This window comes from Hydrogenophaga sp. (assembly GCF_050182545.1).
GTDB lineage: Bacteria > Pseudomonadota > Gammaproteobacteria > Burkholderiales > Burkholderiaceae_C > Hydrogenophaga.
Genome location: NZ_JBFXCD010000033.1, coordinates 1 through 14,350, shown reverse-complemented (window position 1 = coordinate 14,350; position 14,350 = coordinate 1). Strand labels below are relative to the sequence as shown.

The 14,350-nt window shown below is 65.4% G+C and carries 13 protein-coding genes and 2 rRNA genes; 5 read left to right on the top strand and 10 right to left on the bottom strand.

Features of this window, described 5'->3' with window-relative positions:
- Positions 1-40: 40 nt before the first annotated feature.
- The 7 genes from AB7P10_RS19855 to AB7P10_RS19825 form a co-directional block, all read right to left on the bottom strand.
- On the bottom strand, positions 41-256 hold the full coding sequence (locus AB7P10_RS19855) for a hypothetical protein (protein ID WP_428295569.1): 216 nt from the start codon (positions 254-256) through the stop codon (positions 41-43).
- Between the two features lie 19 nt (positions 257-275).
- Positions 276-1,181, bottom strand: a complete 906-nt coding sequence (glyQ, locus tag AB7P10_RS19850; RefSeq protein WP_428295568.1) for a glycine--tRNA ligase subunit alpha — start codon at positions 1,179-1,181, stop codon at positions 276-278.
- Positions 1,182-1,307: 126 nt separating this feature from the next.
- Positions 1,308-2,759 carry a hypothetical protein gene (locus tag AB7P10_RS19845; RefSeq protein ID WP_428295567.1) on the bottom strand — a complete coding sequence of 484 codons (1,452 nt, stop codon included), beginning with the start codon at positions 2,757-2,759 and terminating at the stop codon, positions 1,308-1,310.
- Between the two features lie 140 nt (positions 2,760-2,899).
- Positions 2,900-4,735, bottom strand: a complete 1,836-nt coding sequence (lnt, locus tag AB7P10_RS19840; RefSeq protein ID WP_428295566.1) for an apolipoprotein N-acyltransferase — start codon at positions 4,733-4,735, stop codon at positions 2,900-2,902.
- Between the two features lie 62 nt (positions 4,736-4,797).
- Positions 4,798-5,664: an HlyC/CorC family transporter gene (locus AB7P10_RS19835; RefSeq protein ID WP_428295565.1), complete on the bottom strand. Its 867-nt coding sequence runs from the start codon at positions 5,662-5,664 to the stop codon at positions 4,798-4,800.
- A gap of 93 nt (positions 5,665-5,757) precedes the next feature.
- Positions 5,758-6,486, bottom strand: coding sequence for a GNAT family N-acetyltransferase (locus AB7P10_RS19830; RefSeq protein ID WP_428295564.1), 729 nt, complete (start codon positions 6,484-6,486; stop codon positions 5,758-5,760).
- Positions 6,487-6,574: 88 nt separating this feature from the next.
- Entirely contained in the window at positions 6,575-7,048 is a 474-nt protein-coding gene (locus AB7P10_RS19825) for an Lrp/AsnC family transcriptional regulator (protein ID WP_428295563.1), read from the bottom strand.
- 118 nt (positions 7,049-7,166) lie between these two features.
- Here AB7P10_RS19825 and hppD point away from each other — a divergent pair, with 118 nt between their 5' ends.
- Positions 7,167-8,288, top strand: coding sequence for a 4-hydroxyphenylpyruvate dioxygenase (gene hppD / locus AB7P10_RS19820; RefSeq protein ID WP_428295562.1), 1,122 nt, complete (start codon positions 7,167-7,169; stop codon positions 8,286-8,288).
- Between the two features lie 11 nt (positions 8,289-8,299).
- Positions 8,300-9,154: a phenylalanine 4-monooxygenase gene (gene phhA, locus AB7P10_RS19815; RefSeq protein ID WP_428295561.1), complete on the top strand. Its 855-nt coding sequence runs from the start codon at positions 8,300-8,302 to the stop codon at positions 9,152-9,154.
- Here the strand turns inward: phhA and AB7P10_RS19810 are convergent.
- On the bottom strand, positions 9,076-10,065 hold the full coding sequence (locus AB7P10_RS19810; RefSeq protein WP_428295560.1) for an esterase/lipase family protein: 990 nt from the start codon (positions 10,063-10,065) through the stop codon (positions 9,076-9,078). The two genes, phhA and AB7P10_RS19810, sit on opposite strands and share 79 nt — an antisense overlap.
- Positions 10,066-10,132: 67 nt before the next feature.
- Between AB7P10_RS19810 and AB7P10_RS19805 the strand changes: the two genes are divergently transcribed.
- The 3 genes from AB7P10_RS19805 to AB7P10_RS19795 all read left to right on the top strand — a co-directional run bounded on the left by AB7P10_RS19805 (position 10,133) and on the right by AB7P10_RS19795 (position 13,698).
- Positions 10,133-10,879, top strand: coding sequence for an FFLEELY motif protein (locus AB7P10_RS19805; RefSeq protein WP_428295559.1), 747 nt, complete (start codon positions 10,133-10,135; stop codon positions 10,877-10,879).
- Positions 10,880-11,002: 123 nt separating this feature from the next.
- Positions 11,003-12,703, top strand: a complete 1,701-nt coding sequence (locus AB7P10_RS19800) for an AMP-binding protein (RefSeq protein ID WP_428295558.1) — start codon at positions 11,003-11,005, stop codon at positions 12,701-12,703.
- Between the two features lie 32 nt (positions 12,704-12,735).
- On the top strand, positions 12,736-13,698 hold the full coding sequence (locus tag AB7P10_RS19795; RefSeq protein ID WP_428295557.1) for an MBL fold metallo-hydrolase: 963 nt from the start codon (positions 12,736-12,738) through the stop codon (positions 13,696-13,698).
- Between the two features lie 133 nt (positions 13,699-13,831).
- Here AB7P10_RS19795 and rrf read toward each other — a convergent pair.
- Both rrf and AB7P10_RS19785 read right to left on the bottom strand, forming a co-directional pair.
- Positions 13,832-13,944, bottom strand: a 5S ribosomal RNA gene (gene rrf, locus AB7P10_RS19790).
- A 170-nt stretch (positions 13,945-14,114) separates the two neighbouring features.
- Positions 14,115-14,350, bottom strand: a 23S ribosomal RNA gene (locus tag AB7P10_RS19785); the annotation flags it as partial.

Sequence of the window (14,350 nt, the reverse complement as noted above, 5' to 3'; positions counted from 1 at the left end):
TGGCGGAGCAGCCGCGGAGCTACCGTTCGGCGGAATTTTTTCAGTATGAGGCGGTGGTGGTGACGGCGCTGCGCAATCCGGTCCCGCGCAAACAGGTGGCGGACAACATGACGGTCACCACCGCATCGGCCGGCGCAAGGCCCTGGGCCCTGAGCTGGTCGGCCAGCACCGTGGCGAAGGCATCGCCCAGCTTCTTCAGCGCCTTGGGCGGCAGTTCTTCAACAAACAGTTCAACGAGCAGGTTCTGTGCGGTCATTTTTCTTTTTCGCTTCTTCTCACGCGGCCTTCTTCGCCATCTGTTCCACCCACTCGCGCGGCGCCATGGGGAAGCCCAGGCGCTCGCGGCTGTCGTAGTAGCTCTGCGCGACGCCGCGGGCAAGGTTGCGGATGCGGCCGATGTAGGCGGCGCGCTCGGTCACGCTGATGGCGCCGCGCGCGTCCAGCAGGTTGAACGTGTGGGCGGCCTTGAGCACTTGCTCGTAAGCGGGCAACGCGAGCTGCTGCTCCATCAGGTGCTTCGCCTGCTTCTCGTGCGCGTTGAAGGCGGTGAAGAGGAAGTCGGCGTCGCTGTGCTCGAAGTTGTAGGCCGACTGCTCCTTCTCGTTCTGCAGGTACACGTCGCCATAGCTCAGCGTGTCGGTCCACTTCAGGTTGTAGACGTTGTCCACGCCCTGCAGGTACATGGCCAGACGCTCCAGGCCGTAAGTGATTTCGCCGGTGATGGGCTTGCAGTCGATGCCGCCGACCTGCTGGAAGTAGGTGAACTGGGTCACCTCCATGCCGTTGAGCCACACTTCCCAGCCCAGGCCCCAGGCGCCCAGCGTGGGGTTCTCCCAGTCGTCTTCCACGAAGCGGATGTCGTTCTTCTTCAGGTCGAAGCCCAGCGCTTCGAGCGAGCCGAGGTAAAGCTCCAGGATGTTGCTGGGCGCGGGCTTGAGCACCACCTGGTACTGGTAGTAGTGCTGCAGGCGGTTGGGGTTCTCTCCGTAGCGGCCGTCCTTGGGGCGGCGGCTGGGCTGCACGTAGGCGGCCTTCCAGGGCTCGGGGCCGAGCGCGCGCAGGAAGGTGGCGGTGTGGCTGGTGCCGGCGCCGACTTCCATGTCGTAGGGCTGGAGCAGGGCGCAGCCCTGCTTGTCCCAGTAGGACTGCAAGGTCAGGATGATGTGCTGGAAGGTCAACATGGGGCTGGCCGGCGCGGCCGGGAGGTGGCGACAAAGGGGCACGGGGGATGGACCCATCCCCCGTGCAAGCCTTTGATTTTACGGGCGCGCCACCCCTGCACGGCGCGCCCGCGGCGCGCGGCGGTTTCAGTTGCCGGTATTGATCGTCGGCGACGGCGTCGACGGGTAGTACTTGTCCAGCCACAGGCGCGCCAGCTGCGCCCGGGTGATCTTGCGGAACAGGAAACTCACCGGCACGCCCGCTGCCGTCGGCTGGCGCACCTGTTCGAGGTAGTTGGTGAACGCGTTCATCAGGCTGTTGAGGTCCATGACCCGGTTGGCCCCCTGGTCGATCTTGCCCAGGCCCTGGATCAGGTTCTGCATCATGCCGCCCTGCATGGCCATCAGGTGGCTGCCCTTGAGCGCCGCATCGGCACCCGACTGCACCGTGCGCAATCCGTCGCCGCCCAGGCCATGCGCCACCTCGGCCTGCGAGCCCATGCGCCGCGACTGGTCGTCCAGCACCTTGGCCACGCCCATCTGCAACTGGGCGGAGCTGAACGTGGGCACCACGCCGAGGGCGATGACGTTGGCGTGGGTGGACACGCTCTGTGTGCTCAGCAACTTGCGCACGTTGTCGACCACCGACTCGTCCACGCCGAAGCCACCGGCAGCGGCCTGCAGCCAGCCGCCCAGGCGCATTTGCTCCTGCAGGGCTTCCTCCTGTCCAGCCAGCAGACCGGTCCCGGCCATCTCCTGGTTCACCATGTGCACCATGCCGACGAAGCTGGAGCCGTAATGGGCGCCCACCAGAAGCGTCATGCTCTTGTCGCCCGATCCCGAGGGGGCCTTCGCCGCGGTCTGCATCGCCTTGAGGCCGGTGGCGCCGAGCGCGTCGGCGCCCGTGCCATGCATGCGGTTCCAGATCTCGATGGCCCGGTCCACGTCGATGTTCAGGGGATCGAGCACGGCCGTCTCGCGGTGGGTGCAGCTGGCGGTGATCACCAGCGTGCCACTGACGTTGTGGTGCTTGCGCTGCTGTTCGATCTGGGCGCCGGCGGTGCGGGCGATCTCCCGCGCGTTCGGGCCCATGGACGAGACCGATTCGCGAATGGCGTTCTCGATGCCCGACAGGGCGCTCGCCGTGGTGTCGTCGTTGCTGCCGTAGGAGAAGTACTGCACGTCCATGCGGATCGAGTCGGCGCCCAGGGGCAGGCGTGCAACCTGCACGCCCGTCAGATCCAGCGGACTCTCCAGTCCCGACGCGCTGTCGATCACACCCATGTCTTCACGGATCTTCTGCGCCGCGCTGTCATTGGCCACCCGCGTGACCATGTAGTCACGCGCCGCGTCGCTCACCCGCTGATCCAGATCGCCCATGCGCGCCTTGAGCTCCGCGATGTCGACGCCCAGCCCGACCATCTCGTTGATCGTCATGCTCAGGCCGCGCCGCAGGGCGATGAACGAGTTCATCTTGTCGAACGCCGCATCGCTCTTTGCCTGCAGGGCACCCAACTTTTCGAGCAATGCAAGCAGTTCGGTGTTGACCACGTGCCCCAGCACCAGGGACGGGTGGTCGAAAGGAAGGGTGGATGGCATCGGTGGGTTCCCGAAAGGCTGTGGGCGACAACCTTTGTAGCCGTGCCCGGGTGCCCTGCCATGAGGCATTCATGAGGGATTCATGACGGACTTCTCAGCCGTTCGCCACCGCCACTGCGGCGCGCGAATGGCAGTCGACGTCAGCGCCGCCGGGTGCGCCCGCCGCGCCGCCCGAAGTTGCGCGTCGAGGCGATGAGCAGCACAAGCACCAGGCTGCCCACCCAGAGGGGCATGAGGCCCCAGCGCGCCGTCCACCGGGCATAGGGCGTGAGGCCGCTGCGGCCCTGCACCACCGCCTCGAGTCGGCCGCGCGTGAGGCGCGGCAGTTCGTGCGTGACCCGGCCCTGGTGGTCGATGACGGCGGTGGCGCCCGTGTTGGTGGCCCGCAGCATGGGCCGCCCGAGCTCGATCGCGCGCAGGCGCGAGATGTGCAGGTGCTGGTCGATCGCGATGCTGTCGCCGAACCAGGCGATGTTGCTCAGGTTGACCAGCACCGTGGGTGCGGCGGTGGGGTCGCGGAAGGAGGCCGCGAGCTCTTCGCCGAACAGGTCCTCGTAGCAGATGTTGGGCGCGATGCGCTGCCCCGCCACGGCCCAGGCCGGCTGCGCCAGGGCGCCGCGCTTGAAGTCGCCGAGCGGGATCTTCATGAGGTCGGTGAACCAGCGGAACAGCGGCGGGATGAACTCGCCGAAAGGCACGAGGTGGTGCTTGTCGTAGCGGAACAGGCCGTTGTCCGGCGTGTCCAGACGGGTCTGGCCCTGCAGGCGGGCGGCGGCTCCAGAGGTGATCCCCCAGACGGAATTGGTGTAGCCCTGCTCCAGACTGCCCAGCGGCAGGCCCAGCAGGGTGCTTACGCCGGTGCCGGCTGGTTGCTGGGCCAGATCGCCCAGCAGGGGCTGCCAGAAATCGGCGCCAAGCTGCCCGGGCAGCAAGGGCACGGCGGTCTCGGGCGCCACCACCAGTTGCGGCCCGGTGGCGCTGCCACGCGCGGCCTGCACGGCGGCAGCGATCTGTTGCGGGTACCAGGCCAGCGCCTGGGCCACGCCGGTGCCGGGTTCAAACTTCTGATCCTGCGGGATGTTGCCCTGCAGCAGCCAGACGCGCAGTTCCCCGGCGGTGGCCGTGCTGCGCTGGCCCAGCCCGCGCCACGCCGCGCCACCACCCAGCAGGCTGGTCAGCAGCGCACCCACCACCAGCAGCAGCGCCAGCGCGCGCAGGGCGCCGGGCCAGCCGTCGGACAGGCCGGGCACCAGACGGGCCTGCACGCGCGGCATGGGCGCGGCCATGCGCGATCCCGCCGCCGTGCGGCTCGCTGGGCGACTGACCGGCGACAGCATCCAGGCGCTGAAGCGCCGCCATGCCCCGGACACGAGCGAGGCCAGCGTATAGGCCAGCACCGCCGCCAGGAAGCCCATGCCATACACCCCGACCAGCGGCGCCCAGGGCGCCATCAGATCCACCTGCGCGTAGCCGCCGGCCCCCCAAGGGAAGCCGGTGAACCAGTGGCCGCGCGCCAGTTCGGCCAGCGTCCAGACCGAGGCAAACATCAGGGCCTGCGCGGTGCGCGAGACCGGCGCCCAGGCGCACAGGAAGCCCACGGCCACCGCGTAATAGATGGCGAGGAAACCGGCCAGCGCGAACACCGCCAGCACGGCCAGCCAGGCCGGCAGGCCGCCATAGGTGTGCAGCGAAATGAACAGCCACCAGAAGGTGCCGGCCAGCCAGACGGTGGCAAACACCCAACCCCGCCAGACCGCCTGGCCCACGCGCGTGGCGTATTGCAGGGCCAGCACCAGCAGGGCCAGCGAGGCAATCTGCCAGCCACCACTGGGCTGGCCCGGCGCGGTGCCCGGCAAGGTCCATTCGGGCAGGGGCCAGGCGATGGATGCAGCCTGCAGCGCGCCACCCAACAGGCACACCAGCCACCAGACAAAGCCGCTGCCGCGCGCCGCGCGCCCGGGGGGGCGGCGGCTCATGGGGTTGAAGCTCGACGGCGTGTGCAGTGACCCGAACAGGCTGCGCATGGGCGGGCTCTGCCTCAGGCCTCGCCCGGCACGGGCATGACCTTGAACCACTTCACCGCGCCGCCCTTGGAATGCAGCACGGTGAACCGCAAGCCTTCGAGTTCGTGCACCTCGCCGCGCCGGGGCACGTGGCCCATGGCGTGGGCGATCATGCCGCCAATGGTGTCGAAGTCGTCCTCGGACAGCGTCAGGCCGAAGGACTCGTTGATGCGCTCTATGGGCGTATCGCCACTCACGCGCCAGGTGCTGTCGGCCAGGGCGAAGATGTCGCCGTCGTCCTCGACCACGTCGAATTCGTCCTCGATCTCGCCCACGATCTCTTCGAGCACGTCCTCGATGGTGATCAGCCCGGCCACGCGGCCGAACTCGTCGATCACAATGGCAAGGTGGTTGCGGTTGCCACGGAACTCGCGCAACAGGTCGTTGAGGCCCTTGCTCTCGGGCACGAAGGTGGCCGGGCGCAGCAGCGCGCGGATGTTGAGTTCGGGCGCGCGCTGCAGCTTGAGCAGGTCCTTGGCCAGCAGGATGCCGATGATGTTCTCGCGCTCGCCCTCGAACACGGGAAAGCGCGAGTGCGCGGTGTCGATGACCAGGTGCAGCAGTTCGTCGTACGGCGCGTCGATGTCGAGCACGTCCATGCGCGGCGCGGCCACCATGACGTCGCCGGCGCTCATGTCGGCGATGCGAATCACGCCTTCGAGCATCACGCGCGACTCGGCGTTGATGATGTCGTTGTCCTCGGCTTCTGCGAGGGTCTCGATCAGCTCGTCCTTGGAATCCGGGCCGGGATGGATGAACTCCGCGAGCTTTTGCAGGAAACCACGTTTGTCAGCTTGACGCAGGCTGCGCTGCGGTCCACCGCTGGGAGGGGATTCGGCCACTGAGGAGGGAGGGAGGTTGTAACGGTGCGAAAGGATACCGCAAGCCCGCCTCCGGACGCAAAGCCGCGGCCGCCCTGGTGCCTCGGGTTGCGCTCAGCCGCGTGCGCGTTCGCGCGCTTCGCGCACGCCCTGGCGGATGTCCTGCAGCATCGCCAGAATGCCCCAGAACTGCCGGGCCTGGGCTTTGAGGTGGTAGTCGGTGATGGCCACCCTCTCGTTGACCATCTCGGTCACGCGCGAATCGAAATCCGCCGGGGGCAGGCGCAGGTGCGCCTCGGACTCGGAACCATCGCGCTCGATGACCGCGCCGGCATTGCGCGCGATGCGCAGCATGGCGGTGTTCTCGGACAGCGCGTGGATGAACAGCATCTGCACGCCTTCGTTGCGCGCGTGCATGACGGCGCGCTCGAACAGCCGGCTGCCGTAACCGCGCCCCCGGGCCGCCTTCGAGACCGACACGCCGAACTCGGCGCAGCTGGTGTACTGTGGGTCGATTGAAAAGGCCAGGTGGGCCATGGCGATGAGTTCGAGCCGCCGGTTGAAGATGCCGAAGAGCTCGTCGCGCTCGAAATTCAGCTGTGCCACGTAGCGCCGGATCTGCTCGTCATTGGCCGCGTAGCCGAAGCGCAGGTAGCGGTCGTGTGCATCGAGTTCCAGCAAGTGGTTCTCGATGCGGTCAATCTGGCCCGGGCCGATCGAACGGATGGGGACCACCACGGAGCTGGACGGATTCGGCTTGGCCGGTGGCGCGGACGAGGCCGCGCGCGCCACGGCCTGCGCCTGCAGGGGCAGCGACTTGAACCAGCGGGTGGGATCGACCATGGCAAGGAATGTACGGGTTATCCCTATATCGACAAGGACTGGCATCCCTAAACAGGGCTCAGCCCGACGGACGGGCCCACGTGGAGCCTCACAGTGGCAGCGCGGTAGTGCTTTTGACCCTGTCCATCACAAAACTGGTCTTGCAGTCCTGCACGCTGGGGTGCTTGAGCAAGGTGTCCATCATGAAGCGCGAATAGGCCGCCATGTCCGACACCAGCAGCCGCAGCTGGAAGTCCATTTCGCCGGTGAGCGCCACACATTCCACCACTTCGGGCCAGGCCAGCACGCTGGCGCGGAACTGGTCCATCGGGTTGCGCTTGGCGCTCTCGGCATGTTTTTCCAGCCGCACGTTGACATAGGCCGTCAGCCCCAGGCCCACCGCCTCCGGGCGCACCAGCGCCACGTAGCGCTCGATCACGTGGGCGTCTTCCAGACGACGCACGCGGCGCAATACCGCGCTGGCAGACAGGCCGACTGCCTCTGCGATCTGGTCGTAGGTGGCGCGCCCGTCGGCCTGCAGGCTGCGCAAAATGTGTCGATCCAGCTTGTCCAATGCTTGCATCAGCCGAATTTTGCAGATTTCCTGCAATCAGGACAAGTGGGGCGCCCCAAAACGCCGGAATCGTGCCACCCTGCGCCGATACAGTGGCGCATCCCACTTCACGCCAACGGAGACAGCCATGAACACACCCCTGCCCACTGCGGCCCAGACTGCCACCACCGCCTGGGAGAACCCCATGGGCACCGATGGTTTCGAGTTCATTGAGTACGCCGCGCCCGATCCCGTGGCCATGGGCGCACTGTTCGAGCGCATGGGTTTCAAGGCCATCGCGAAACATCGCCACAAGGCCGTGACTCTGTACCGTCAGGGCGAGATCAACTTCATCATCAACGCCGAGCCCGACAGCTTCGCGCAGCGCTTTGCACGCCTGCACGGGCCCAGCGTCTGTGCCATCGCCTTCCGCGTGCAGGACGCCAAGGCCGCGTACGAACGCGCCATCGCGCTCGGTGCCTGGGGCTATGCGCAATCGGCCGGCCCCGGAGAGCTGAACATCCCGGCGATCAAGGGCATTGGCGACTCCATCATCTATTTCATCGACCGCTGGCGTGGCAAGAACGGCGCGAAAGACGGTGACATCGGCAACATCGGCTTCTTCGACGTGGACTTCGAGCCCCTGCCGGGCGCCGAGCTCAACCCCGCGGGCCATGGCCTGACCTACATCGACCACCTCACCCACAACGTGCACCGCGGACGCATGGAGGAGTGGGCCGGCTTCTACGAGCGGCTGTTCAATTTCCGCGAGGTGCGCTATTTCGACATCGAAGGCCAGGCCACGGGCGTGAAGAGCAAGGCCATGACCAGCCCGTGCGGCAAGATCCGCATCCCGATCAACGAGGAAGGCAACGAGAAGTCGGGCCAGATCCAGGAGTACCTGGATCGCTACCACGGCGAGGGCATTCAGCACATCGCCATGGGCTCAACCAACCTCTATGACACGGTGGATGCGCTGGAGCTCAGCGGTGTGAAGTTGCTCAACACCAGCGAGACCTACTACGAGTTGCTGCCCCGGCGCATCCCGAACCATGGCGAAGACCTGGAGGCGCTGAAGCAGCGCAACATCCTGGTCGACGGCACGCCTGGCGAACTGCTGCTGCAGATCTTCAGCGAGAACCAGCTCGGACCGATCTTCTTCGAGTTCATCCAGCGCAAGGGCAACCAGGGTTTCGGCGAAGGCAACTTCAAGGCGCTGTTCGAGACGATGGAGCTGGATCAGGTCCGCCGCGGCGTGCTCAAGGCCTGAGGGAGCCCAACATGGCCGTTGAACCTGTTGTCTATGGCGCCAGCGAGCGCCCACCGCGCGGCGACTATTCACGCGCCCGTGACGACTACACGTGCCCACAGAACTGGGCCGCCTATACGGACGCGGACCACGACACCTACCGCCGGCTCCACGAACGCCAGAGCGCGCTGCTGCCGGGGCTGGCCGCCCAGGCCTTCATCGACGCACTGCCCTCGCTGGGCGTGAGCGACCGCATACCGCGCTTCGACGAAATCAACGAGCGCCTGCGGCCTGCAACGGGCTGGGAACTCGTGGCGGTGCCCGGCCTGATCCCCGAACGCCCGTTCTTTGACCTTTTGGCACACCGGCGCTTTCCGGTCACGGACTGGATCCGTACACCCGCTGAATTCGACTACATCGTCGAGCCCGACGTGTTCCACGACCTGTTCGGCCATGTGCCGCTGCTGTTCAACCCGGTGTTCGCCGACTACGTGCAGCGCTACGGTGCGGGCGGTCTCAAGGCGCACGACCTGGGCGCGGGCGAGCTGCTCTCCCGCCTGTACTGGTACACGATCGAGTTCGGCCTGATCCGCCAACCCGACGGGCTGCGCGCCTACGGGGCAGGCATCCTGAGCTCGTCGGGGGAACTGCGGCACAGCGTCACCAGCCCACGCACAAAGCGCATCGCCCTCGACCTGCTGCGCTGCATGCGCACGCGCTACAAGATCGACGACTACCAGGCCACCTATTTCGTGATCGACAGCTTCGAGCAGCTGTTCGAACTGACCGCGCCCGACTTCGCGCCACTCTACGAGGCGGTGCGCTCGCTCGGCGATCTGCCCGCCGATGCCAGCATCGCGAGCGACTCGTCCATCACCCTCGGCTGAAAGGCCATGGCCACGTGGGCCGCGCCGGGCACGAGCCGGTTGTCGGCGCCGGGCAATGTGGCGGTGGACGCCGGGAACACGATGTTGTCGGCGTTGGAGTACCAGCAGACGAAGTTTGTGTAGGCACCCGTGGGCGCATGCCGGGCCTCGCGCTCCTCCAGCGCCCGCAGCCAGCCACCGTCCAGCCGCATCTGCCGGCCATTGGCCACGCGACTGAAATGCCCGAGCCAGGTGCCCCGGTGGGGACTACCGATGGTCACCACCGCATGCACCGCCGCACCGGGGGACGCAGCCTTCCAGGCGCGCGCCGCGAGCCCGCCCATGCTGTGACACACCAGCAGCGGCGGGCGTCCCGTGAGTTCGTGCGCGCGGCGCACCGCGTCTTCGATCAGCGGTATGTAGTCGTCAATGTCGCCGAACACCGGCTCCAGGTTGACCGACACATAGGGGATGCCCCGCGCGCGCAACTGGCGCATCCACGGTAGCCAGAAGCCCCGGTTGCACACGAAACCGTGGACGAACACCACGGCGGGCGTGTCCGCTTCGGTGGGCTCGGTGTCGTCCGGCAGGCTGGCCCATCGGAACGGCTGGCGCCAGGCGAATACCACGGGCGCTACCCGAACTTCCTGCCACCAGGCGCCAGCCAGTCCGCGCCAGCCGGCAGGTGGCGAGGGGTCCTGGCGGTTCACCCAGGCCGCGGCCACTCCTTCGAGCCCGAGCACGAGCGCGTAGCCACCGAGCGACAGCACCACACCCACCACGGCAATGACCGGTGACCGGGACCACCAGAATCCCAGCCACGCGAGCGTGAAGACCAGCGCGCCCAGCACCAGTGCTTGCTGCAGCCGCGCCAGGCGCGAAGAGCGGAGTTCGGTTGAGCGCCCGATGCAGGCCCGGGTTTCGGAGATCATGCGCCGACTATCGCACGGAGCGCACGCACAACAGTAGACTGTTCGCTCAGCCCAGTCAGCGCAACCCATGAGCCCGATCTCCAGCTCCGCCGATCTCATCCGCGCGCACCTTGACCGCGTGAACCGGTTGCGTGAACAGGCCCGCAGCGCGGGGCTGGCTCGCGCGGTGGACGAGGTCAAACGGTTGCAGGCGGCGCGTTTCCGCGCCACCTATGCCGACTTTCTGCAACACCCCATCCATGCGCCGGCGACGCGTTTCTTTCTGGAAGAACTGTACGGTGTGCACGATTTTGCCCAGCGCGACGCACAGTTCGCGCGCATTGCCGGTGCGCTGGAGCGGCTGTTTCCGCAGGCCGTGGCCCAGCTGGCCGTCGATCTGGCCGAAACACATGCACTCACCGAGGTGCTGGACCACGAGCTCGCCACGCACTGGCTTGCAATGGAAGCGGTGCAGCCACCGGCCCTGCGTTACACGCGGGCCTGGCGCCAAACCGGCCAGCGAGAAGCGCGGGCGCGCCAGCTTGCCGTCGTGCAGCACATGGGGCAGGAACTGCAACGCCTCACGCGCATGCGAGCCCTGCGCATGGCCCTGCGCATGATGCGCAACCCGGCCCGCGCGGCCGGACTGGACGCCTTGCAGCACTTCCTGGAGAGCGGTTTCGACGCCTTTGCCTCGCTCGGCGATGCGCGGCACTTCCTGGAGAGCATCAGCAAGCGCGAGTCGCGCTGGATCCAAACGCTGTTCGATGACCAGGAGGCAGACTGCTGCGCCGCCCTGGTCGCCGAACTGGCACGCGACCCCACGCCAGACTGAGGGATGGCTCGTCTGCCCTTCGCGTGAGCTTTGCGTGACAGCCTCCTAGGGCTGGCCCGGTACCGATGGCCACACTGTCTTGCCAGAATGGTCGAATCTTCCATCCACGCATCCTCCCCACCCATGACCCGCCCCTGGCTTGCCCATTATCCCGAAGGTGTTCCTCACGACGTGGCGCCCGAGCGCTACCACTCGCTGTCCGCCCTTCTCGAAGAAGCCTTCAAGCAGCACGCAGGCCAGCCTGTATGCGTCTGCATGGAAAGCTGGATGACCTATGGCGAGCTCGATGAGCTGAGCGCCGCACTCGGCGCCTGGCTGCAAGGGCGTGGCCTGGTGCCGGGCGCGCGAGTCGCCGTGATGCTGCCCAACGTGCCGCAGTTCCTGATTGCCATGGCCGCCATCGTGCGCGCGGGCTACACAGTGGTCAACGTCAACCCGCTGTACACCGCTCGCGAGCTGGAGCACCAGCTCAAGGACTCAGGCGCCCAGGCCATCGTCATCCTTGAGAATTTCGCCCGCACACTGGAAGAAGTGATCGACCAGACCTCGGTCGAGCATGTGGTGGTGGCCAGCATGGGCGATCAGCTCGGGTTCTGGCGTGGCCGCTGGATCACCTTCGCCGTTCGCCATTTGGCCCGGATGGTTCCCGCCTACAAGTTGCCCATCGATGGACCGCTCGGCACCCGCACCATCGTGGATTTCCGCCATGCGCTGACCCAAGGCGCCGGCATGCATCTCAAGCCCGGCGCGCATGCCCTGGATTCGGTCGCCTTTCTCCAGTACACCGGTGGCACCACAGGCCTGTCCAAGGGCGCCGTGTTGACCCACCGCAACGTCATCGCGGCCATCCTGCAAGCCGAAGCCTGGTTCCAGCCAGCACTGCGTCGCGTCGGCGATCTGCGCGGCGTCAACGGCGTCGCTGCGCTCCCGCTGTACCACATCTTTGCGCTCACGCTCAGCCTGCTCACCATTCGCTGGGGCGCGCACATGACGCTGATACCCAATCCCCGGGACATCCCGCAGTTCGTGGCCACGCTCAAGCGACGGCCGTTCCATTTGTTGCCTGCGGTCAACACCTTGTTCAACGCCCTGCTGCAGAACCCGCAGTTCAGGCAACTGGATTTCTCATCCCTCGCACTATCCCAGGCAGGCGGTATGGCGGCCTCGGAGGGCACGGCCCGCCAATGGAAGGCGGTCACTGGCTGCACCATGGTGGAAGGCTGGGGCATGAGCGAGACCTGCGCCATCGGGACCAACAACCCGGTCACGGCCGAACAATTCAGCGGCACCATCGGCTTGCCCCTGCCCGGCATCGACATTGCCATCAAAGACGAGGAAGGTCGCAGTCTGCCCCTGGGTGAAACGGGTGAAATCTGCATCAAGGGGCCCAACGTCATGACGGGCTACTACAACCAGCCCGAAGAAACTTCCCAGGCCTTCACGGCCGATGGGTTCATGCGCACGGGTGACGTGGGTGTGATGGATGCCCAGGGCTTCACACGCATCGTCGACCGCAAGAAGGACATGATTCTGGTATCCGGCTTCAACGTGTTTCCCAGTGAGCTGGAAAACGTCATCTCGCTGTGCCCGGGCGTCCTGGAGTGCGCCGCCATCGGCGTCGCCGACGACAAGCAAGGGGAGGCCGTCAAGGTCTTTGTGGTCCGGTCAGACCCTGCCTTGCGCGAAGAGGACGTGAGCCGCTACTGCGAACACAATCTGACCGGCTACAAGCGGCCCAGACTTATTGAGTTCCGTGACGAACTGCCCAAGAGCAATGTCGGGAAGATCCTGCGTCGAGCACTGCGAGCACCCGCAGCCCATTGATTTCCGTCGATTCAGGATCTGCTACGCGCCACATGACCACCACACCGTCATCGGCACCGAGTGACGAAGTCTCGCGTGCTCTGGCTCAAGCGGGCGTCACCTGCATCGAAAGAGGTTGGCTCTCAGCGAACAACGTATTGGTGCAAGGGAACGGCCCCTCCGCCTTGGTGGACTCGGGCTACTCGTCTCACGCTGACCAGACTGTCGCACTTGTGGCGGACGCGCTTGGTGGACGCCCCCTCGACCTTTTGCTCAACACCCACCTGCACAGTGACCACTGCGGTGGCAACGCCGCATTGCAGACCAGCTATCCGCACTTGAGGACATTGATCCCACCAGGGCAGGCCGCCTCTGTCGCCGAGTGGGATCCCGTTGCACTCAGCTTTGAGCCAACAGGGCAGTTTTGCCCGCAGTTCACTCATGAAGATTTGCTGCACCCCGGCACCTCAGTGCGCCTTGGCCCCCTGGAATGGGAAGTTCATGCCGCCAAGGGTCACGATCCACACTCCATTGTCTTGTTTCAGCCCCGGCACCGCATCCTCCTGTCGGCAGACGCCTTGTGGCAGAACGGTTTCGGCGTCGTGTTTCCCGAACTCGAAGGCATCTCGGCTTTTGATGAAGTGGCGGACACTCTGACCCTGATCGAGAAACTCGACCCTGCCATCGTCATCCCGGGCCATGGCCCCCTCTTTCAGGATGTCTCTGCGGCACTTTCCAAGTCGCGAAGCCGGCTAGAACAATTCGTTCAAAACCCGGGGAAGCACAGCAGGCACGCACTCAAGGTCTTGCTCAAGTTCAAGCTGCTGGAGTTGCAATCGGTATCCATTGACTCCCTGCATGACTGGACGTTACGGACCGACTATTTTGTGCGCGCCATACCCACCGAAGCACTCGCCGACCCAACCAAGAGTTTGGCATGGCTCGAAGATCTGCTGTCCGAACTGGAACGCAACCAAGCATTGTCAAGAATCGGGGACACAATCGCTGATCGCTGACCGCTGACCGCTGTCAACAACGAGGAAGCCTGCCCCATTCATGGGAGGATGGCCTTTTTGGCAGAAGCCCATCCCAGAAAGCCCAAACCCCCAGGCACCAGGAGGCACGAGGGGGTTTGGGGGCTGGGTAAGAGCCTGACGATGACCTACTTTCACACGGGAACCCGCACTATCATCGGCGCAAAGGCGTTTCACTGTCCTGTTCGGGATGGGAAGGAGTGGGACCACCTCGCTATGGTCGTCAGGCATAACTTGTTGATCTGCTTGTGCAGGCGCACAAGCAGATCGAATTCATAGAGCTTTGAATCAGCTGTTTTTGATTGCTGCCAACGATGTGGATCATTGAATGATTCCACGGGGCATAAATGACTTTCAGTCGGATGACATTTGACTTTGATGCTTTTCATCAAAGTTATAGGGTCAAGCCTCACGAGCAATTAGTACTGGTTAGCTTAACGCATTGCTGCGCTTCCACACCCAGCCTATCAACGTCCTGGTCTTGAACGACTCTTCAGGGGGGTCAAGCCCCCGGCAGATCTCATCTTGGAACGAGTTTCCCGCTTAGATGCTTTCAGCGGTTATCTCTTCCGCACTTAGCTACCCGGCAATGCCACTGGCGTGACAACCGGTACACCAGAGGTGCGTCCACTCC